The organism is Herbidospora solisilvae (assembly GCF_009901565.1).
GTDB classification, from domain to species: Bacteria; Actinomycetota; Actinomycetes; order Streptosporangiales; family Streptosporangiaceae; genus Herbidospora; species Herbidospora solisilvae.
The window spans coordinates 44,450-62,286 of sequence record NZ_WXEW01000001.1; the positions used below are offsets into that span (position 1 = coordinate 44,450).

Here is a 17,837-nt window from a genome sequence, read left to right on the forward strand (position 1 = left end):
GTGGACGCGGCACCGTGCGCTTCCAGATGGTATTTGGCCGTCCCGGCGGCATCAATAGTTGAATTTCAGAATTTTGCCGACTGTCAGGTCTTCAGTATCGCGACAAATGAATGTCAATCAATTGGCGTGATGCCATTTCTGAGGTTGAATGCCGCGCCGCATCAGCGCTGGTGTCAGGAGGCCACGCGAGAAGCCCAGCCAGGCGCTGGACAACGTGAGGCGACAGGTCGGTGGTGTAGAGCTGGCCGGTCTCCGAGCCGGTGATGGCGATCGGAGTCCCCGGACCGGAGGGTGAAGGGGCATCGTCGCCGAGCTCGATCACGAGCAGTCGGGCGAAGGTGTACGGGGCGATCATCAGTTCCATCTCCCGGTTTCGATTCGAGCGCATCACGTCCTTCACCAGCTCGCCGAGCCGGTGAGGGACGACGGCCCGATGGCGCTTTTGCGGGGTTGGTGGTTTCTGATCACGATTTGTGTTGCGGTTCTGTCGTTGGGCGCGGGCGGGCGGCAGCATGGACGGGGTGAGCCAGGGCGTTCAAGGGCCGGCCGGGGCATCGGCGGGCGGGCAGAGCGTGAGTGGGTCAACGGTGGGTGGACACCTCAACCAGGTGAACGCTCGCGAGGTGACCATCAATCAGAATCACCAGGTGATGTCGCGGCCGCCGTTGCCGGCCGCGGCCATGGTGAGTGGTCCGCCTCCTGGGGTTGGCGGGTTGGTTGGTTTGCCGCGGTTGCCGGCTGTGGTGTTCGCCGGGCGTCAGGACGCCCTGGAGCGGGTTCACGCCGCCCTGGCCGACCAGGGGTCGGATGCCGCCGGTGCGGTGATCACGCAGACGGCGGTGCACGGGCTGGGCGGGATCGGCAAGAGCGAGCTGGCGTTGCAATACGCGGCTGCCCATCGCGCTGCTTACAGGCTGGTGTGGTGGATCGATGCCGACTCTCGGGCGCAGATTCAGACGGGTTTGGCCGCGTTGACGCGGGCGTTGTGCGCGGGCACGCACTCGGTGGCGGCTTTTCAGGCCACTACCGAGGAGGCGGCTGCGTGGGCGATGAGTTGGCTGAGCCTCCGGACCGGGTGGCTGCTTATATTCGACAACGTCGAACAGGTCGATGACCTGCAACCGTATCTGAGTCGGTTGAACGGCGGGAGTGTGTTGATCACCTCCCGCCGTGACATCGGTTGGTCCACCTTCGGGTGCATCCCCATCGACCTCGACGTCTTGGACTCTACGGCGGCCACCGCTGTGCTGGTCGCCCTGATCGGCCTCGCTTCGCCCTCACCATCAGAGATGGCCGAACTGGCTGCCCTGGCAGAGGAGGTGGGATTCTTGCCTCTTGCGTTAGGCCAGTCGGCGGCTTACATCGCCCGCACCCCCGGTATGACCGTGCCCGCTTATCGGCACCTGCTGCACACCGCCCCCGCTCGCGCTCACGCCGCGTCGCCAGCTGGCCAACAGGGGCAGGCGGTAGTGGCTCAGGTGTGGACGTTGACCCGCCGCCGCATCGCCGATCTTGACCCACTCGCGCCCCACCTGCTGGCGCTATTGGCCTGCTACGCCCCGGACCAGTTGCCCATCACCGTCCTGCACCGCCTGCCCGACACTGATGAACTGCAGATCGGGCAGGCGTTGGGGCTGCTGGCCTCCTACAGCATGATCACTATCAGCAAAGAACGGGACGCCCTCAGCGTTCACCGCCTGGTCCAAGCTGTCACTTTGGCCGAGCTCCCCGAAGAGGAACGCCAGGCCGTCCTGGGGCAGGCCGCCGATCTGCTGACCGCCGCACTGCCCCAGGACCAGGAGGCAATCGGCAGTTGGCCGATCTACCGGCGATTGCTAGCTCATGCCCGGGCTGCGCTGCCGCCGAGGTCTGAAGCTATGGACCAGATGATCGCCTATCTGAATGCAAGCGGCGACTACACCACCGTCAAGATCCTCCAACATCAGCGCTACCAGGCCCAACTTGACCACCACGGGCCCGAGCATCCTGACACTCTGCTGGCCCAGGCCAGCCTGGCCTACTACACCCGCCAAGCGGGAGATGCGGCGGCGGCACGGGATCAGCTCGCCGCGCTTCTGCCGATCCACGAACGCGTCCTAGGTGCCGAGCACCCCGAAACACTGACCAACCGCGCCAATCTCGCCTATTTGCTGGGATCGGAGGGGGACGCAGCGGGGGCGCGTGACCAGTACGCCGCGCTGCTGCCCATCCGCGAACGCGTCCAGGGAGCTGAGCATCCCGCCACGTTGACTACGCGAGCCAATCTGGCCCGCTGGACCGGCCAGGCGGGAGATCCGGCCGGGGCGCGTGACCAGTACGCCGCGCTGCTGCCCATCCGCGAACGAGTCTCAGGCGCCGAGCATCCCGCCACGTTGATCAGTTTGCACAATCTCGCCTCCTGGTCCGGTGAGGCGGGGGATCCAGCTGGGGCACGCGACCAGTACGCCGCGCTGCTGCCTATCCGCGAACGAGTCTCAGGCGCCGAGCACCCCACGACACTGGACACCCAGCACAACCTGGCCCATTGGTCGGGTGTAGCAGGGGATGCGGCCGGGGCGCGCGACCAATTGGCCGTGCTGCTGCCCATCCGTGTACGTGTCCAAGGCGTTGAACATCCCTCCACACTGGACACCCTGCACGAACTCGCGCGCTGGTCGGGTGAGGCGGGGGATCCGGCTGGGGCACGTGACCAATTGGCCGTGCTGCTGCCCATCCGCGAACGCGTCCAAGGCGCCGAACACTCCCGCACTCTTGCCGCGCGGCACGAACTTGCCCGCTGGTCCGGGCGGGCGGGGGATCCCGCCGGGGCGCGCGACCAGTACGCCGCGCTAGTTCCCATCCGCGAACGTGTCCTAGGTGCCGAGCACCCCGACACGCTGAGCGCCCGGCACGAACTCGCCTACTGGACTCAGGGTTGCCAAGAGGACCCGCTCACAGGTGCTGATGTCGTGGCCTTCGTGACCTACGGCAAGGTCAAGCTCGCCAACCTCCGGACACGTCCGCGGCTTGCTGTGTCCGTGCGCTCTGGATGGCGATGGGTGACGCTGGAGGGAACGGCCGAGATCATCGGCCCCGACGATCCCCATCCAGTGTTCGACGCCGACGGCAGGCGCCTACTGCTTCGCGAGATCTACGTTGCGGCGGGCGGCACCCACGACGACTGGGACGAATACGACACCGTCATGGCCGCCGAGCGCCGTGCGGCCGTCCTGGTCCGGCCCGAACGGATCTACGGCAACACCTGAGCGCGGCGGGCGTCGTGGCCGCAAGCGTCACCAGCGGCCGGGTCTTCGGCTGTCACCTGCCGGGCGAGAAGCGCTGCCCGCGCTAGAGCGTGACGCCGGCGGAGGGTGCCTGGATGCCGGCCTGACCGTGTGCTTGGCAGGCAGGGGTCGCATGGCGCTCGCCCCACTCGCGCAGCGCGGCGAGAACGGGGAACAGCTCACGGCCGGCGGCGGTGAGCACGTACTCGTCCCGTGGCGGGCGGTCGCAGTACTGCCGGCGTTCGATGATCCCGGCCTCTTCGAGCGTGCGCAGCCGCAGGGCGAGCGTCTCTCGTGGAGCGCCCGTGTTGACCCGGATGTCCTTGAACCGGTGGACCCCGAACCCCAGCTCCCGGATGACGAGCAGACTCCAGCGCTCTCCGAGGATTTCCAGCGCGTCGGCGATCGAGCAGACCCGGGGAGCGCCGAGATTGGTTGGTTCGTTTTCCTGACTCACGGTGCTAGTGTAACGCTCATCGGTAGGTTCGAAAATCGAACCGACTATGCGTGGCCAGTGCGCCGCGTACGAACCCACAGCCGCAAGGAGCAGTAACAGCCATGCCTTCCATCCTGATCACCGGCGCTTCCAAGGGCCTCGGCCGCGCCACCGCCGTCGAACTCGCCAAGCGCGGCCACCGCGTCGTCGCCACCGCGCGGGACCCGCGCGCCCTGGACGACCTGGACGTCGACCAGCGGCTGCGCCTGGACGTGACCGACCAGGCCAGCGTCGATGCCGCCGTCGAGCAGGCCGGTGAGATCGACATCCTCATCTCCAACGCCGGCGTCATCTTCGCCGCGGCGGTCGAGGCCAGCCCGGCCGCCGAAATCGAACGCCTCTACGCCCAGAACACCGTCGGGGCGATCCGCGTCACCCAGGCCCTGCTGCCCCAGATGCGCCGGCGCGGGAAGGGCCGCCTGCTGTTCGTCTCCAGCGCCGCCGGACGGACCGTCCTGCCGGGCAACGCCGCCTACGCGGCCACGAAATGGGCCCTTGAGTGCTTCGCCGAAACCCTGGCCGTCGAACTCAGCGACTTCGGCATCGACGTCACCATCTCCGAGCCGGGCCCGATCAGCTCCGGCGCCCTGGACAACATGCTCACCTACACCCTTCCCGGCGACCCCTACGCGGCCCTGTTCGCAGGAGGCGGCATCCCCGCCGAGATGATGATCAGCCCCGAACAGGCCGCCACGCACCTCGCCGACCTCGCCGAGCGGCCCACCGTTCCGCTGCGTGTACCGCTCGGACCCGTCGCCGAGCACGTCATCGCCGCCCGCGACAGCGCCCCCTACGACCGGCCCTTCCTCCCCGCCTGAAGCTGCCGGAAGCGGCGGGCGGGGGAAGTGCCCATGCCGAGTTCGCCTGGCTTCCCGGCCGGTTACCGCTGGTCGGTTTGCGCGGGGAGCGGGTGGACGGGGATCGGTGCGTTGGGGCAGGTGGCCGGGATGGAGGTCAGGGTGTCCTTCTCCTGCGGGTCGGCCGCCAGGCCCCAGCGGCGTTTCACGGCGGTCCATTCGGCGATGTAACGGCAGCGCACCTGTTCGATCGGCAGCCATTCGGCGGGGTCGCGGTTGGCCTTTTGCCGGTTGGAGCGGGCGGTGATCGGGACCAGGTGTTCAGCGGCGTCCAGGTCGTTGGCGTAGGCCTGGCGCCGGGCGGCATCCCAGCCGGAGGCGCCCGAATCCCACGCCTCGGCCAGGGGACCAGGTGGTCGACGTCGAGTTTGGAAGCCGCCTGGACCACGACGTCGTCGTAGTAGCTGTACCAGGCGCCGCCGGTGAGCACGCATCCGGCAGCGAACCCGAGACTAGGTCAGGAAGATCAAGGACCCGGAGCCGGGAAACCGGCGAAGCGCCTCGTCGAGCTCGTCGACGCTTACGTTGCTTCGATCTCCGTCTATTTGATAGTGCCCAGGTCAGCGAGGGGTGCCGCTATCAAGTACCGCTGCGCCAGACAGGGTGTCTGGGAGCGGTCTACCTGATAGCGCGCAACTGCACTTGATAACCAGTTGATACCAGCGCTGAGGTAGTTGATAACGTAGCCCGCTCGCGATGACGGACGCTCTCCGCGCGGCCGATTCCTGATCGCTGGTGTCGGCCCCAGCCGGGTGCTCGCTCGCTGTGAGCTCGCGGTATGAGGACGGTTCGGTGACGACGACCTCACGCGGCCGGGCGGACGGCTGGAATGGAGTCATGCCGTTACCGCGCCCCTTCCGCCGTCGCGCTGCCCGTACCGCCGCCGTGCCCGTGGCCTTGCCGCCGGTGCTGCGGACTCCCCGAGCGGCGGCTTGGTGGATCTCGCTCGCGGTGCTTTTGGTCGGCGGCGCGGTCGGCGGCACCCTGTGGTGGCTGCTGACCGACCTGGCCGTCCAAGCGCCGACGGCTCCGGCCGGGCAGCCCGCAGGTGTTTCGGGCAGCGCTCTGGAGGCGGTGCTGCGCACCGGGCTGGCCGCCGGCGCGGGAGTCGGCGCGGGCATCACCCTGGCCTTGCGCTATCACCTTGAATGTCGTTCGGCCGCACTGGTTCGATGCCGGTCTATTTGATAGCGTCCAGGTCAGAGCTGGTTGCCGCGATCAAATAGCGTGGCGCCAGACACTTGTGCGCCGCGTCTTCGCCGGCGACATGTCCCTGAAGATCCTCCGGGCCGCCCCCTGCCCGGTGGTCCTCCTCACCCGCTCGGCCACCCGGTAGCTCAGCCGAGCAGGTCCCAGCGGTTGCCCGCGACATCCAGGAAGACCGCCACCCGGCCGAAGGGCTCGGTGCGGGGCACGGTCACGAACTCGACACCCGCGGCGGCCATCCTCCGGTACGCGCCCGCGAAGTCGTCGACCCGCAGGAAGAACCCGACCCGTCCGGCGGCCTGGCCGCCGACGACGGCCCTCTGGCGGTCGCCGTCGGCTCGGGCCAGCAGGATGCCCGTCCGGCCGCCGGGCGGGCGCACGACGACCCACCGCTTGGGGCGGCCGTCGTTGGTGAGCGAGGGCGAATCCTCGACGAGGTCGAAGCCCAGGGCGTCGACGAAGAACGTGATGGCCGTGTCGTAGTCGTCGACGACGATCGTGACCAGGTCGATGTGCATGGTCGGTGATCGTAGGGGGCGGGGCCTCAGGCGGCCCGGCGCAGCGGCGCCTGGGAATGGATAGAGCGGGTGCCCGCCGGCGTCCCCCGCTACGTAACGAGGTCACCCTCGTCTCCCTGTGGAACCTCGCCGGGCACGCCGGTGATGCGGGTGGCGAGGGCCAAGGCCATCGGGATGGGGTTGTCGATGGAGTCGTCGGCGGCGGCTCGATGCCCAGGTCACGAAGGTGGCGGTTGAGTCCGTCGGGGTCTGTGCCCTGCCTGTCGATGGGATAACCCGGGTTGATGTCGGTGCTGACGTGGCCGTCGACGGCATGGGCGAGGTGGTCCTGGGCGTAGTCGTGTCGCAGCACCGCCACGGCTTCTCCTCCGTCGCGTGACAAGGCCTCCAGCACCTCCCGGCGCGCGCCGCGCCAGCCGTGGTCTTCGATCGCGACGGTCCAGTCTCCGAGGCGCCGTACGGTGATGATCTGGGGCCCTTCCTGGTAGGTCCAGTCTTCGTCTTCGATCAGCCGGATGTGCTCGTCGGCGACGCCGAGCAGGTGCAGCACCTCGTGTTCGCCGAGCCCTCGGACGAAGACGATCGTGTAGATCTCGCCGAGCCGGCAGTCGTCCTTGTTCTGCCATTCGTAGTCGTCGGGGGGCGCGCCGGGGTCCGTGCGGTGGCGTGGACCAGCTCGAACGTGTCGGCCCGCTCGTAGACCTCGGGATGGGCGGCGAAGAAGGCGTCGATGATCTCCCGGGCGACCCGGCCTCGGTCACTGACGGGGTAGCCCGTCGCCTTCACCCAGGTGCGCATGTGGGAGAAGGTTTTGCGGCTGTGCGTGCGGTAGGTGACCCGAAGGGGGTGAAGTCGGCGTCAGACATGATCGGAAAACCTACCTGGCGAGGGTGCGGAGGGTGGCGAAGGCCGAGTGGAGGCATTCCGCCAGGTCGGCGGTGTCGTCCGCGGCCAGCCATGACGCGTACGCCGCCCGGAACAGGGCGATCCCCGTCTCGGCGGCCACCGCGGCCTCGGCGGCGCTGGCGCCCCGGGAGCGCAGGGCGGTGGCCAGGCCTTCGGCCAGGACGGCGAGTTTGACGAGTTCGCGTTCGAGGAGTTCCTCGTTGGCGGTGATGACGGCCTGGCGGCGGCGGGCGTAGGAACGGCGTTCCTGGAGGACAGCGGCGGCGCTGTCGAGGGCGGCGGCCACGGCGTCGAGCGGTGGGGTGTCGGTGGGGGCTGCGGCGACGGCGTCGGTGAGGACGCCGAGCAGGGGGTTGGAGGCGCCGAAGAGGACTTCACGTTTGTCGGCGAAGTGGCGGAAAAAGGTGCGTTCGGTGAGGCCGGCGCGTTGGGCGATCTCGGCGATGGTGGTCTTGTCGTAGCCGCGTTCGGTGAAGAGGTCGAGGGCCGCGTCTTCGAGTCTGCCGCGGGCGTTCGGCTCCCATCTCGCCATGGTTGCAGTCTAGGTGATGTCAGTGTCTGACATCGCTTAATCTGATGTCAGTTCATGACATCGAAAGAGGTGCGGATCATGCGCGTGTTCGTCACGGGAGCGCCGGGATGGATCGGGTCGGCCCTGGTGCCGCAACTACAGGCCGCGGGCCATGAGGTCGCCGGGCTCGCCCGGTCTGAGGCCTCCGCCGAGGCGCTGGTCACCGCGGGGGTTCGGGTGATTCGGGGGACTATCGACGATCTCGACACGCTCAAGGGGGCGGCGGCGGGGGCCGATGGGGTCGTACACCTGGCCTTCAAGCATGACATCGCCTTCGCCGGCGGGTTCGCCGAGGCCGCCGAGGCCGACCTGGTCGCCGTCGAGGCGATGCTCGGCGCCCTCGCGGGGACGGGGCGGCCCTTCGTCCTGGCGTCGGGGTTGCTGGGGCTCGCTCCCGGGCGGGTCGCCACCGAGCGGGACTTCCCCGAGCAGGACGCCGGACGGGCGAAGACGGCCCGGCGGGTGCTCGCCGCCGATGGGGTGCGCGGGTCGGTCGTGCGACTGGCGCCCACCGTGCACGGCGCCGGGGATCCCGGGTTCATCGCCGCGTACGTCGCCGCGTCGCGGGCGGCGGGGGTCGCCGGGTTCGTCGAGGGCGGGCGGTGGCCCGCGGTGCATCGGGATGACGCGGCGCGGCTGTTCTTGCTGGCGCTGGAGAACGCGCCCGCGGGGACCGTGCTGCATGCCGCCCAGGACGAGGGCGTGCCGCTCCGCGAGGTCGCCGAGGCCGTCGGGAAGGGCCTGGGGGTTCCGGTCGAGCGGATGACACCGGAGGAGGCCGCCGCGTCCTACGCCTGGCTGGGGCCGATGCTGGCGATGGACGCGGCCGCGTCCAGTGACGTCACCCGGGAGCTGCTCTCGTGGGAGCCCACCGGTCCCACGCTCCTCGACGACCTGGCGGCTGGGCACTACTTCGGCTGAGACGGGACCACCTGGATGACCGTCTTGCCGGGGGTCCGCCTGGCTGGGGCGAACGTGGTGGCCGTCTCCGACAGCGGGAACACCGCGCCGACGACGGGGGTGAGCCGGCCGGTTCTGACCCGTTCGGCGAGTTCGGCCAGTTGGGCACGGTTCGGTTCGACGACGAAGAAGACGGCCCGCCCGTCCAGCGGCTGGGCGGACCAGTTCGGCCGACCGTTCGAGGACCTCGCCGCCGATGACGTCGAACACCACGTCGACCTCGCCGACCTGCCCGAGATCGCCCGTATCCACGAAGGCGCGGGCGTGGTCGGCGCCGTCGAGTTCGAAGCGCTGCACCTCACCGGAGACCGGCGTGGCCAGGCCGGTGTCGTGGAACATGGCCGCCAGGTAGAGCAGCTCCGGGTCGGGTTCCAGGGCGAGCCGTCGGGCGTGCATCAGGGCGAAGAAGTAGACCCGCCGCGAATGGTGGTAGATGAGCGGACTCGTCATCTCCTGAACGAGCCGCGTCGCCTCCGCCACCGCGGCGGTGTCCGGAATGTGTGTCGAGCGGCGCGTCCAGGAAGTCCAGGGACAGGTGTGCCGACAGGGCGCGCAGGAAGTCGGGGGCGTCGAAGGCCGCGCCGGCGGAGGCGACGCCGGTGGCGCTCGTCCGGCCGGTGAGCACACGGTCGACGGCCTCGACCACAAGGGGCGCGGTGATGGCGTAGATGTCCTGGCCGGTGGCGGCGATCCGGCGCTCGACGCCCCCGGAGCGGACCAGGACGTCGACGACGAAGGTCTGCGCGGAGCGGCCGCGCTCGTCGACGGCGGCCGGGGCCTGGGCGTTCGGAGCGGACAGGTCGGCGGCCGCCTTGACGGTCATGTACGTGCACACCTCCGGGATCGCCAGGTGACTGGGCACCGTGACGGCGTCGGCCATGGTGAACTCGCCCAAGACGTTCTGAGGACCGAGCGGAGCGGGGAAGGGCCACTCCAGAGTCGGCCGGGCGTCATCGTGATACTCCAGGCGTCCGCCGGTGAAGCGGACGCGGCGGCCACCCCGCCGCCGGTCGGAGACCACCCCGGAGGCGAGCGTTCCGGCAGTGGGGTGCCAGCTGCTCAGGCCGTAGGCGATGTGCGCCTCGTCGGCCGCCGTCCAGTCGCCCATCGCGGTGGTCACCAGCAGGTCGCCGAGGCCGCCGTAGAAGGCCATCGCCGGGACCACCAGCGTGTCCGCGGCGCGGGCGCGTTCGGCGAAATGCGCGAACGTGTCGACGTTCGCCTCGAGTTCGGCCGCTACGTCGAGATACGGGATGCCGGCGCGCAGCGCCGCCTCGATGACCGGAGCGGCGGTCGCGGCGAACGGCCCGGCGCAGTTGATCACCGCGGCCGCGCCGTCGAGAGCACGGTCGAGCGAGGCGGGGTCGTCGGCCGACGCCCGCCGCGCCTGCGACCCCGGCTCCGCCCGCAGCTTGGCGGGATCGCGGCCGAGCAGCAGCGGGACGTACCCGCGTTCGCGCAACTCCGCGACCACGAACCGGCCGGTGTGCCCGGAGGCGCCGAACACCGCCACGTGCTGCTTCTCTTCCATCTTCTCCTCCTGGGTGATCGATGTGGGAGCACGGGAATCCTGTCGCCGGCCCGCCTGATGCGGCCAGTGTCTGAAACGACATGACCCATACAATTTCCGACATGAGGTCTGTTTCGCGTTCCGTCGCGGTCGCCGCCACCGACGGGATGCTGCACTTCGAGCTGGCCCTGGCCACCGAGGTGTTCGGCTCCGCGCCCGACGCGCTGCCCGGCCCCTGGTACGACGTCAAGGTGTGCGGCACCCATCCCGTCCGCGTCGGCCGGTTCCTGCTGGAGCCCGACCGGGGGCTCGACTGGCTGGCGAGGGCCGGGACCGTGATCGTCCCGGCGCTGGCGGACGTCGAGCGGAAGCCGCCGGCCGACCTGGTGGAGGCGGTGCGGGCGGCCCACGCGTCAGGGGCGCGCGTGGTCTCCTTGTGTACGGGTGTCTTCGTGCTCGCCGCGGCCGGTCTGCTCGACGGCTTGCGGGCGACTACGCACTGGGCTCACACGGAGGAACTGGCCGCACGTTTTCCCCGGGTGGAGGTCGATCCCGACGTGCTGTACGTCGACAACGGCAGTGTGCTCACCTCCGCGGGCAAGGCCGCGGCGATGGACCTGTGCCTGCACCTGGTCCGCCGCGACCACGGCTCGGCGGTCGCCAACCTCGTCGCCCGCCGCCTGGTCGTGCCACCCCACCGTGCCGGCGGCCAGGCCCAGTTCGTCAGCACGCCGGTGCCCGCCCAGGACGGCCATCCCTTGGCCGAACTGCTCACCTGGGTGATGCGACGGCTGGACCAGCCGCTCACCGTGGAGGATCTGGCCCGCCAGGCCAACATGAGCTCGCGCCACCTGGCCCGGCACTTCCGCCTGATCACCGGCACCACTCCGCTGCAGTGGCTGCTCACGCAGCGGATCCGCCGCGCCCAGGAACTGCTGGAGACCACCGACGACAGCGTCGACACCATCGCCTCGGCCGCGGGCATGGGCACGGCGACGACCCTGCGCCGCCACTTCCACCGCACGGTCGGCGTACCGCCGGACCTCTACCGCCGCACGTTCCGCGCATGAGCACTCATCCGCCGAGATCGACCCATGGACGGGACGTGGCAGACCCTCGACTTCACCTCCGGCCAACCGGCCCGCGACGCGGCCCGGACTTTGGAGACGGTACTCGGTGTCGCGATCGTCGAGCAGCATTACCCTCAGGGCGGAGTCGTCTTTATCTCCGCCGATCCGAGCGTGGAGAACTTCTCCGTTTCGGGCGACGCCGTCCAGGTCTTCACCCATCGGGCCGACGCCGTCATCGACACGCTGACCTCGGCGGGCTTCACTCTCACTCGGCGTGGCCCGCACGCCCCGGCCCATGTTCAAGAAGCCCGTGGGGCCGTCATGTACGCCGTCGACGGCGTGGTCCAGACCGAGTTCGACCTCGCCGAGGTGGACGAGCGGACCGGCGCCGACCCCTCGGCGCCCGACCCGCTCCTGGCGGAGCTGGGCGTGCGCGACGAGCTGAGCCTGCCCGAGCTCCAGGCCCGCTGCCTGGCCCTGGGGGAGAGGCTCAGCGGATCCCTCGTCCCACCCGGATGGCTGCGCTCTCCCCGCTACGTCTTCAAGATCGTCGACCCGCTGCCCGACGCGATCGTCCCGCCCGCCTACCTCAACCCCCGGGCGCCCTTCCTGGACGAACCGGAGATCGCCCGCATCCTCGCCGATCCCTCACCCGCGATGGCACCGGTCGTCAACCGGCAGATCGCGACCGCCGTCATCGCGGGCGAACGCGAAAAGACCGCCCCGGGCGGGACACTCGGCCCGACCTCAAGGGACAGGCGCCTCTCGTGCTGCGCCTGATCACCGCGACGACGCTCGGGAGCGCCACCGGCGCGCCGCTGCTGTTCACCCCGCCGCGCCCGTGCTGGTCGCGGGCCCGTCGCTGCTCCTCTGCTGGCGGGCGCCTTGAACGTGGGACTAGACAGGCGCGCCCCTCCCGCGCGTTTTTTCCACGGCCGCAACACCCGCGATGGAAGCCCTGTCCTGGGGGACCTTCTCTGAGTTGCGGGATTAGCGAGACAGGTATCGCGCGGACTGCGCTCGTCGACGGCCAGGCGTCGCTGGAGATCGACGCCAACTACCCGGCCGACTGGGCCCGAAGATCCGGGTGTCGCTGGCCCAGCACCCCGATCTGGAGACCCTGGTCTGGAACGACGACGCGGCCGTCTACGCGCTGAAGGAACAGCCGACCGGCCGGATCGCCCAGTAGCTGCGCGGGACGCCGTTCCGGATCGGCGAGACGCCGTGGACGCCATACGGGCTGATCGCGCTGGCGGTGTTCGTGCTGCTGTTGATTATCCGGGAGATCATCCGGGTCAGGGGCCCGGTCGGGACCTGGTACTGGAGCCGCCACCTGGCCTGGCTGTCGATCCCGTTCCTGCTCCTGGCGGGCTGGTCGTCCCTGGAGCGGTTCATGCTGCTGAGCGTCTAGCCGAGCGAGTCGAGCGACACCACGACGTGGTTCTCCGGATCGGCGATGCTCCCGGCGAATCGGTCTGCCGCCTGCCCATGCCCGAGAAAGTCTTCCCTGTGCGCCTCGATGAAGACCGTCAGGGGCTCGACCGAAGCACGGGTATTAAGTCGGCCGGACACCAGGTTCCCGTAGGAGTGCCCCCGGGTCCAGCCGGCCTTCATCATCGTGTCGAGCTGCCGGCCCACTGTGGTCCTGAGCACGATGAACTCGCCCTCGAAGGTGATTCTTCCCGCTCCGTTGGTGCCGCCCTCGTACATGTCGACGATGCCGAGGCCGGCCGCGATCTCGCCCCGCACCGCGTCGTCCACCTCGACGACGCGGTCGGAGAAGAAGGGCGCGACCGCCACGGTCCCGATCCAGGCGGCGGGCACGCCCACAGCGACGATGCTCCAGAACCAGATGCCGATCTTGCTCACTTCGCTCACGTGCCGCTCCCCGGGCCTGAACCCTCGCGATGACCCACTCACCCGAAACCAGCCGTGACGTGATCGCCAGGGCCGCGTACGTGCGGGGTTCCATCGGAGACGCGAGGAATGCCCGGCGTGCCCATATTAGTGATCTTCCCCAGTCGCGCGCCACGGAGCTCTCGAAGGCCACCTGGCCCGCCAGCCGGGCGTGGAACGCCGAATTAATGACACTACGAACGCCGAATTTCTGTCACTCGCGCTGAGCGCAGGCCCTGCCCCGGCGTCCGTATGTCATTCTTCGTGACATTTGTGATGCGCGCCTGACCGAGATACAGCTCTCCACAGGGCCATAAGTAGGCATCAAAGGTCACTCGTTGCACCCGCGATCTTTTTGACGGACTTCTGCGGAGGCCGGCGCCGGCTCAAGCCCAGTCCTTGGTCCTGACGCCGAATTGTTGACCCTGCGGCGCAAAGTTTCTGTCACCGCAGCGCAGAGTTGATGTCACTGCCATGCGATCGCCCGGCGCGGGTCGGCTGCGCGAATGCATGGGCGCTACTGGTCTCACCAGTGAGCTTGCTTCGCTTTGACGGACACGACACTTGTGGTGATCAGGCCGTGGCTGTGGCCTCGAACTCGGCGGGACTGCGGTAATCAAGACTGCTGTGCAGTCGGTGCAGGTTGTACCAGCTCTCGATGTATTCGAAGATCGCGGTGCGGGCGGCGGCCCGGGTGGGCCAGCGATGGCTGTCCAGCAGGTCGCCTTTGATCGTGGCGAAGAAGGACTCGGCCACCGCGTTGTCCCAGCATTTGGTCCCGGCGGCCGACCGATAGCCGGATACCGAGCTGGTCGGCGAGCCGGGCGTAGGCGGCGCTGGTGTATTGGCAGTCGCGATCGGAGTGGAAGATCACCGGCCCGTTGGGGCGGCGCTCATCCCACGCGTGCTGCAAGGCGTCGGCGACCAGCGACGTGCGCAGATGGTCGGCGGTGGCCCAGCCGATCACCCGGCGGGAGGCGATGTCGATGACGGTGGCCAGATACAGCCAGCCCTCATCGGTGGCGATGTAGGTGATGTCGCCGCACCAGCGGGTGTCGATCCCGTCCGGGTCGGGCTGGAAGTGGCGGCCGATCAGGTCCGGCCGCGGGCCCGCGTCGAGGGCGGGATCGTGGTGATCTGCCGGCGCCTGCGGTGCCTGCCCTGTAATCCCAGCGTGCGCATCAGCCGGGCCACCCGGCGGCGGCCACACGGCTCACCTTCTCGTCGCAGGGCCGCGTGGATACGCGGCGCGCCCACGGGCAGGTGGTGTTGCGTTCGCCTTGTTCTCAACGTTGGGGCAGGTGCTTGCCGAAGAAGCGCGGCCTTCACCATCACGAGTCGGAAATGCTCACCTAAGGGTGTGTTCAGGTCAATCCCGGATGTGTGTCCTCCGCGATCACCTCGACACTGAAGCATGCGCCTACTGCTCATACTCGCGCTCACCCTGGCCACGGGCTGCTCCGCCGCGACGACCCCCATGTCCTTCCAGGCTTACCGATCTCTCCTCCAGGAACGCCTGGACGCGATCGTCGAAGCCGGAGCGGTCGGCGTGCTCGCCGAAGTCCGCCATGAGGGCCGGACCTACCGGCTGTCCAGCGGAAAGGCAGAACTTGGCGGCCAGACTCCTCCGGTCGCGGACGGGCGGTTCCGTGCCTGGTCGATCACGAAGACCGTCACCGCGACCGGGGTGCTCAAGCTGGTCGCCGACGGGCGCCTCTCGCTGGAGGACACGGTGGAGACCCACCTGCCGGGACTCCTGCCGGACGGCGGCAAGGTCAAGGTGCGGCACCTGCTCAATCACACCAGCGGCATAGCCGACTACGTGGGCGACCTGCCCTCCACACCGCAGGAGCTGCGCGCGACGGATCCCGAGCCGCGCGATCTGGTGGCGAGCGTCGCACCCCGGGGGTTGGCATTCACGCCGGGCAGCGAGCACGCCTACTCCAACACCAATTACGCCATCCTCGGCTTGATCATCGAGAAGGTGACCGGCCAACCATGGCGCACGTACCTGACGCAGCGAGTGATCACCCCGGCCGGGCTGGAACAGACCATTCTCCCGGGGCAGAACATCGCCATCCCCGGCCCGCACGCTCACCACTACGCGCCCCTCTCCGGCCGGCGGGAGCCGCAGGACGTCACAGAGCTGAACCCGGCCGAGGCGGGACCGGCAGGGGAGATGATCTCCACTGCGGCCGACATCAACACCTTCTACGCCGCACTGCTGACCGGCCGCCTGCTCCCCGCCGAGCTGCTGAAACAGATGCTGGAGGTCACTGATGACCGGCCCTACGGGCTGGGCGTCATCGGGACGAAGACCCCCTGCGCGGGGCTGAGGTACGGGCATACCGGCTCGTTCCCCGGCTACCGGACGCAGGCGTGGTCCTCGCGCCAGGCCACCACGCAGGTGAGTATGTCGCTGAACCTCGCCGACACCAATCAACTGGACGAACCGGTGGAGGAGTTCATCGAAGCCGCCTTCTGCCCCTGACATGAAAGCTACAGGCGCCGTCCCAGGTCGGCGATGAAGCGGGCCGGCCGGTCACCGGCGGCGGAACGCCACCGCCTGTCTGGACGGCGAGCCCCAGCGCCAAACAGTCCTCCCGCGCCAGCGACTGATGGGAGGACGCAGATGCAGACCCCGGGCGAGCACGCGGAAACCGGCATCCGGCCCAGCGACCTGAGAGTGATCAGCGACGCCCTGAACATCTATGCGGAAGCGGCCAACATGGTCCTGGAGCAGGCCCCCGTGATCAGCCGAGACGACTCGGTATGGATCGTCGACGGAGATCGGGCGCACCGCGGCCTGGTGGCCGACCCCGATGTCGGCACCCCAGGCGGGCAGGGCCTCGTGGAGGTGCGTTTCGTCCACCACGCCGATCTCATCCAGGAGCACGCCTGGACCGGGCTCGACCTTCCCGCTCTGACCACCGCAGCCCGCGAGGGCCGCGTCACGATCGCGATCCGTTCCGTCATCGTTCCTCGCGACCAGGTCCTGAAGACCACCGCCCATGCCGACAACGATCGCGTCCACCTGGAGGAACAACGGCGTGCCGAGCGGCGTCGTCAGGCCCGGGAGCGGCGTCTGAACAAGGCCGCCGCCGGACCGCTGACGATCGGCCGGATCTTCCCCGACGGCGAGATCGCCGGCCGCGCGCTGGCCCGCTATCTGGGTCTGGAGCGCGGCCTGGCCGACTGGCTGTGGCGCGGGACAGACCCCATCAGCCCCGGCTATGGCCAGCTGGCCGCCCATCTCTCGGTGACCCACCAGTTGCTGACGCACCCCAAGCCGGACGACTACCGCTACCAGCTCGCCTGCTTGCCCGACGCCGACGAACTGGCCGCCACCCTGATCTCCAGCACGGCTTGGGCCCGCGGGGGCGCGGCACGTCCGCAAGCTCGCCGAGTGCGGCGCGCCCGGAACCGAGCTGCTCATCGACTTCCACGACGGGATCACTGAGACCGTGGTCAGCAAAGGCGTCGCGCTCAACCCCATCGAGCTGTGGGCCAGCGTGCCGGACAACGACATGCTCTACGGTCTGCGCGTGCGCCGCGCCAACGGCGAAACCGTCATGCTCAACCCCGCCCTCCTGACCAGCACCCTGCTGCCGCTCGCCACAGCTGAGCAGGTGTGGTGGGTCTTGAAGGCCGATCACATCGTCGTTCCTCGTCGTAGAGGACGGCGTCCTCTTTGGCGGCGAAGTAGTTGGAGAACGAGCCGCTCCGGACGCACTTTCAATTTGCCGTCAGAGCTTTATTCCGGCCCCAAATGGCCCACCGGTTTCCAGTGGCCGGTTTTCATCGACCGGTAGAAGGTGTCGATGATCCGGTTGGCGATCACCACCGTCCTCGAGGGTCTCAGGCCAGGCCCCCCGCCGCGAAGCAGTAGATGAAGTGGTGCATCTGCTTGGGAGAAGCCGCAGGCCCTGTTCTTCCTTGGAGTGCCGAGGGCGGGGCATGTTCGTCGATTCTGTAAGCTTCACTCCGTTATTGTGGGCGCATCATAATCACTGCTGCAGCCTGGTGGAATCAGGCAGACTTCCGAAGGTTGACTTACCTAGCCGCGGTGAATTGACCCGCATCGCGTCACGAAACCAAGGCCCTGCGAGCGCCGCCGGAGTCCGTCGAAACCCCTATCGCTCAAGTGACGCTTACCTTACCTCGCCTCTCACCAAGAAATAATGATCGCGCAGCTCATGGCAGATATGGCACTTATGTCTGCTTTAGGTGATGTTTGACATCGGGTGCGGTGGTTTTGTTAGCTGTGCGCGGCCATCTTGCCGCCGGCCCTGTTCTGGGACCTGGTTCATTCCCCTCCCTCTGGAGTCCTTCTTTGAGGCTTGGCCTTGCCATGCTCGCAATCGGGCTACTTCTCGCTGCCTTCATAGCGCCGCAGGCTGCGCACGCCGACCCGGCTGGCGATGTCGGCGTCGCATCGGCGCTCGCGCAGCGTACCGGCGAGCGCGTCGAGGTGATCGACGCCAGATCTGAGACCCAGACTCTCTACGCCAACACCGATGGCACCTTCACCATGCAGGTCAGCGCCCTGCCTGTCCGAATCCACAAAGATGGCGACTGGGTTGC

At 68.7% G+C, this 17,837-nt stretch carries 21 protein-coding genes and 4 pseudogenes; 10 read left to right on the plus strand and 15 right to left on the minus strand.

The window, feature by feature from the left end; all coding sequences use genetic code 11:
• Positions 1-91: 91 nt before the first annotated feature.
• Positions 92-514 carry a hypothetical protein gene (locus GT755_RS00110; protein WP_161477638.1) on the minus strand — a complete coding sequence of 141 codons (423 nt, stop codon included), beginning with the start codon at positions 512-514 and terminating at the stop codon, positions 92-94.
• A 109-nt stretch (positions 515-623) separates the two neighbouring features.
• On the opposite strand from GT755_RS00110, the gene GT755_RS40860 reads away from it, so the two are divergent.
• A complete protein-coding gene (locus GT755_RS40860) occupies positions 624-3,245 on the plus strand; it encodes a tetratricopeptide repeat protein (RefSeq protein ID WP_161477639.1) in 2,622 nt (873 codons plus the stop codon).
• Between the two features lie 82 nt (positions 3,246-3,327).
• Here GT755_RS40860 and GT755_RS00120 read toward each other — a convergent pair whose 3' ends face one another.
• A complete protein-coding gene (locus tag GT755_RS00120; protein WP_161477640.1) occupies positions 3,328-3,720 on the minus strand; it encodes a winged helix-turn-helix transcriptional regulator in 393 nt (130 codons plus the stop codon).
• Positions 3,721-3,821: 101 nt separating this feature from the next.
• Here GT755_RS00120 and GT755_RS00125 point away from each other — a divergent pair, with 101 nt between their 5' ends.
• A complete protein-coding gene (locus GT755_RS00125) occupies positions 3,822-4,577 on the plus strand; it encodes an SDR family oxidoreductase (protein WP_161477641.1) in 756 nt (251 codons plus the stop codon).
• 62 nt (positions 4,578-4,639) lie between these two features.
• Here the strand turns inward: GT755_RS00125 and GT755_RS00130 are convergent, their stop codons facing one another.
• Positions 4,640-5,050, minus strand: coding sequence for an HNH endonuclease family protein (locus tag GT755_RS00130; RefSeq protein WP_202609496.1), 411 nt, complete (start codon positions 5,048-5,050; stop codon positions 4,640-4,642).
• 358 nt (positions 5,051-5,408) lie between these two features.
• Between GT755_RS00130 and GT755_RS00135 the strand changes: the two genes are divergently transcribed.
• The gene (locus GT755_RS00135) at positions 5,409-5,804 is read left to right on the plus strand and encodes a hypothetical protein (RefSeq protein WP_161477642.1); all 396 of its coding nucleotides are present in this window, start codon (positions 5,409-5,411) and stop codon (positions 5,802-5,804) included.
• 149 nt (positions 5,805-5,953) lie between these two features.
• Here the strand turns inward: GT755_RS00135 and GT755_RS00140 are convergent, their stop codons facing one another.
• From GT755_RS00140 to GT755_RS00150, 4 genes and pseudogenes are all read right to left on the minus strand, one after another.
• Positions 5,954-6,340, minus strand: coding sequence for a VOC family protein (locus GT755_RS00140; protein WP_161477643.1), 387 nt, complete (start codon positions 6,338-6,340; stop codon positions 5,954-5,956).
• Between the two features lie 256 nt (positions 6,341-6,596).
• Positions 6,597-6,932 (minus strand): annotated as a pseudogene (locus tag GT755_RS41495) (DUF6461 domain-containing protein); the annotation flags it as partial.
• Positions 6,848-7,138: an Lsr2 family DNA-binding protein gene (locus GT755_RS41715; protein ID WP_161477644.1), complete on the minus strand. Its 291-nt coding sequence runs from the start codon at positions 7,136-7,138 to the stop codon at positions 6,848-6,850. The pseudogene GT755_RS41495 and the gene GT755_RS41715, both read right to left, overlap by 85 nt.
• Before the next feature lie 79 nt (positions 7,139-7,217).
• On the minus strand, positions 7,218-7,778 hold the full coding sequence (locus tag GT755_RS00150; protein WP_161477645.1) for a TetR/AcrR family transcriptional regulator: 561 nt from the start codon (positions 7,776-7,778) through the stop codon (positions 7,218-7,220).
• A 78-nt stretch (positions 7,779-7,856) separates the two neighbouring features.
• On the opposite strand from GT755_RS00150, the gene GT755_RS00155 reads away from it, so the two are divergent.
• Positions 7,857-8,738: an SDR family oxidoreductase gene (locus GT755_RS00155; RefSeq protein ID WP_161477646.1), complete on the plus strand. Its 882-nt coding sequence runs from the start codon at positions 7,857-7,859 to the stop codon at positions 8,736-8,738.
• Here the strand turns inward: GT755_RS00155 and GT755_RS40865 are convergent.
• From GT755_RS40865 to GT755_RS41505, 3 genes and pseudogenes are all read right to left on the minus strand, one after another.
• Complete coding sequence (locus tag GT755_RS40865; RefSeq protein WP_202609497.1) at positions 8,726-9,079, minus strand: zinc-binding dehydrogenase; 354 nt, start codon at positions 9,077-9,079, stop codon at positions 8,726-8,728. The genes GT755_RS00155 and GT755_RS40865 overlap by 13 nt on opposite strands.
• Positions 9,080-9,122: 43 nt before the next feature.
• Positions 9,123-9,227 (minus strand): annotated as a pseudogene (locus tag GT755_RS41500) (diguanylate cyclase); the annotation flags it as partial.
• 736 nt (positions 9,228-9,963) lie between these two features.
• A pseudogene (locus tag GT755_RS41505) lies at positions 9,964-10,308 on the minus strand (NAD(P)H-binding protein); the annotation flags it as partial.
• A gap of 101 nt (positions 10,309-10,409) precedes the next feature.
• Between GT755_RS41505 and GT755_RS00170 the strand changes: the two are divergent.
• The 3 genes from GT755_RS00170 to GT755_RS00180 all read left to right on the plus strand — a co-directional run bounded on the left by GT755_RS00170 (position 10,410) and on the right by GT755_RS00180 (position 12,768).
• Entirely contained in the window at positions 10,410-11,357 is a 948-nt protein-coding gene (locus tag GT755_RS00170) for a helix-turn-helix domain-containing protein (RefSeq protein ID WP_161477647.1), read from the plus strand.
• 24 nt (positions 11,358-11,381) lie between these two features.
• Complete coding sequence (locus tag GT755_RS00175) at positions 11,382-12,137, plus strand: hypothetical protein (protein ID WP_161477648.1); 756 nt, start codon at positions 11,382-11,384, stop codon at positions 12,135-12,137.
• A gap of 481 nt (positions 12,138-12,618) precedes the next feature.
• Entirely contained in the window at positions 12,619-12,768 is a 150-nt protein-coding gene (locus GT755_RS00180; RefSeq protein WP_161477649.1) for a hypothetical protein, read from the plus strand.
• Here GT755_RS00180 and GT755_RS00185 read toward each other — a convergent pair.
• From GT755_RS00185 to GT755_RS41515, 4 genes and pseudogenes are all read right to left on the minus strand, one after another.
• On the minus strand, positions 12,765-13,235 hold the full coding sequence (locus GT755_RS00185) for a hypothetical protein (RefSeq protein ID WP_161477650.1): 471 nt from the start codon (positions 13,233-13,235) through the stop codon (positions 12,765-12,767). The genes GT755_RS00180 and GT755_RS00185 overlap by 4 nt on opposite strands.
• Positions 13,236-13,826: 591 nt before the next feature.
• Positions 13,827-14,009, minus strand: coding sequence for an IS3 family transposase (locus tag GT755_RS41510; RefSeq protein WP_407929394.1), 183 nt, complete (start codon positions 14,007-14,009; stop codon positions 13,827-13,829).
• Between the two features lie 34 nt (positions 14,010-14,043).
• Positions 14,044-14,463: pseudogene (locus GT755_RS39065) on the minus strand (DDE-type integrase/transposase/recombinase); the annotation flags it as partial.
• A complete protein-coding gene (locus GT755_RS41515) occupies positions 14,346-14,732 on the minus strand; it encodes an IS3 family transposase (protein WP_407929395.1) in 387 nt (128 codons plus the stop codon). The gene GT755_RS41515 and the pseudogene GT755_RS39065, both read right to left, overlap by 118 nt.
• On the opposite strand from GT755_RS41515, the gene GT755_RS00200 reads away from it, so the two are divergent.
• From GT755_RS00200 to GT755_RS00210, 3 genes are all read left to right on the plus strand, one after another.
• Positions 14,668-15,744 (plus strand): serine hydrolase domain-containing protein, encoded by a 1,077-nt coding sequence (locus GT755_RS00200; protein WP_161477653.1) that lies wholly within the window; start codon positions 14,668-14,670, stop codon positions 15,742-15,744. The genes GT755_RS41515 and GT755_RS00200 overlap by 65 nt on opposite strands.
• Positions 15,745-15,885: 141 nt before the next feature.
• Positions 15,886-16,713 carry a hypothetical protein gene (locus tag GT755_RS00205; protein WP_161477654.1) on the plus strand — a complete coding sequence of 276 codons (828 nt, stop codon included), beginning with the start codon at positions 15,886-15,888 and terminating at the stop codon, positions 16,711-16,713.
• A 4-nt stretch (positions 16,714-16,717) separates the two neighbouring features.
• Positions 16,718-17,065 (plus strand): hypothetical protein, encoded by a 348-nt coding sequence (locus GT755_RS00210; protein WP_161477655.1) that lies wholly within the window; start codon positions 16,718-16,720, stop codon positions 17,063-17,065.
• A gap of 554 nt (positions 17,066-17,619) precedes the next feature.
• Here the strand turns inward: GT755_RS00210 and GT755_RS00215 are convergent.
• Complete coding sequence (locus tag GT755_RS00215; RefSeq protein ID WP_161477656.1) at positions 17,620-17,817, minus strand: hypothetical protein; 198 nt, start codon at positions 17,815-17,817, stop codon at positions 17,620-17,622.
• Positions 17,818-17,837: the final 20 nt, after the last annotated feature.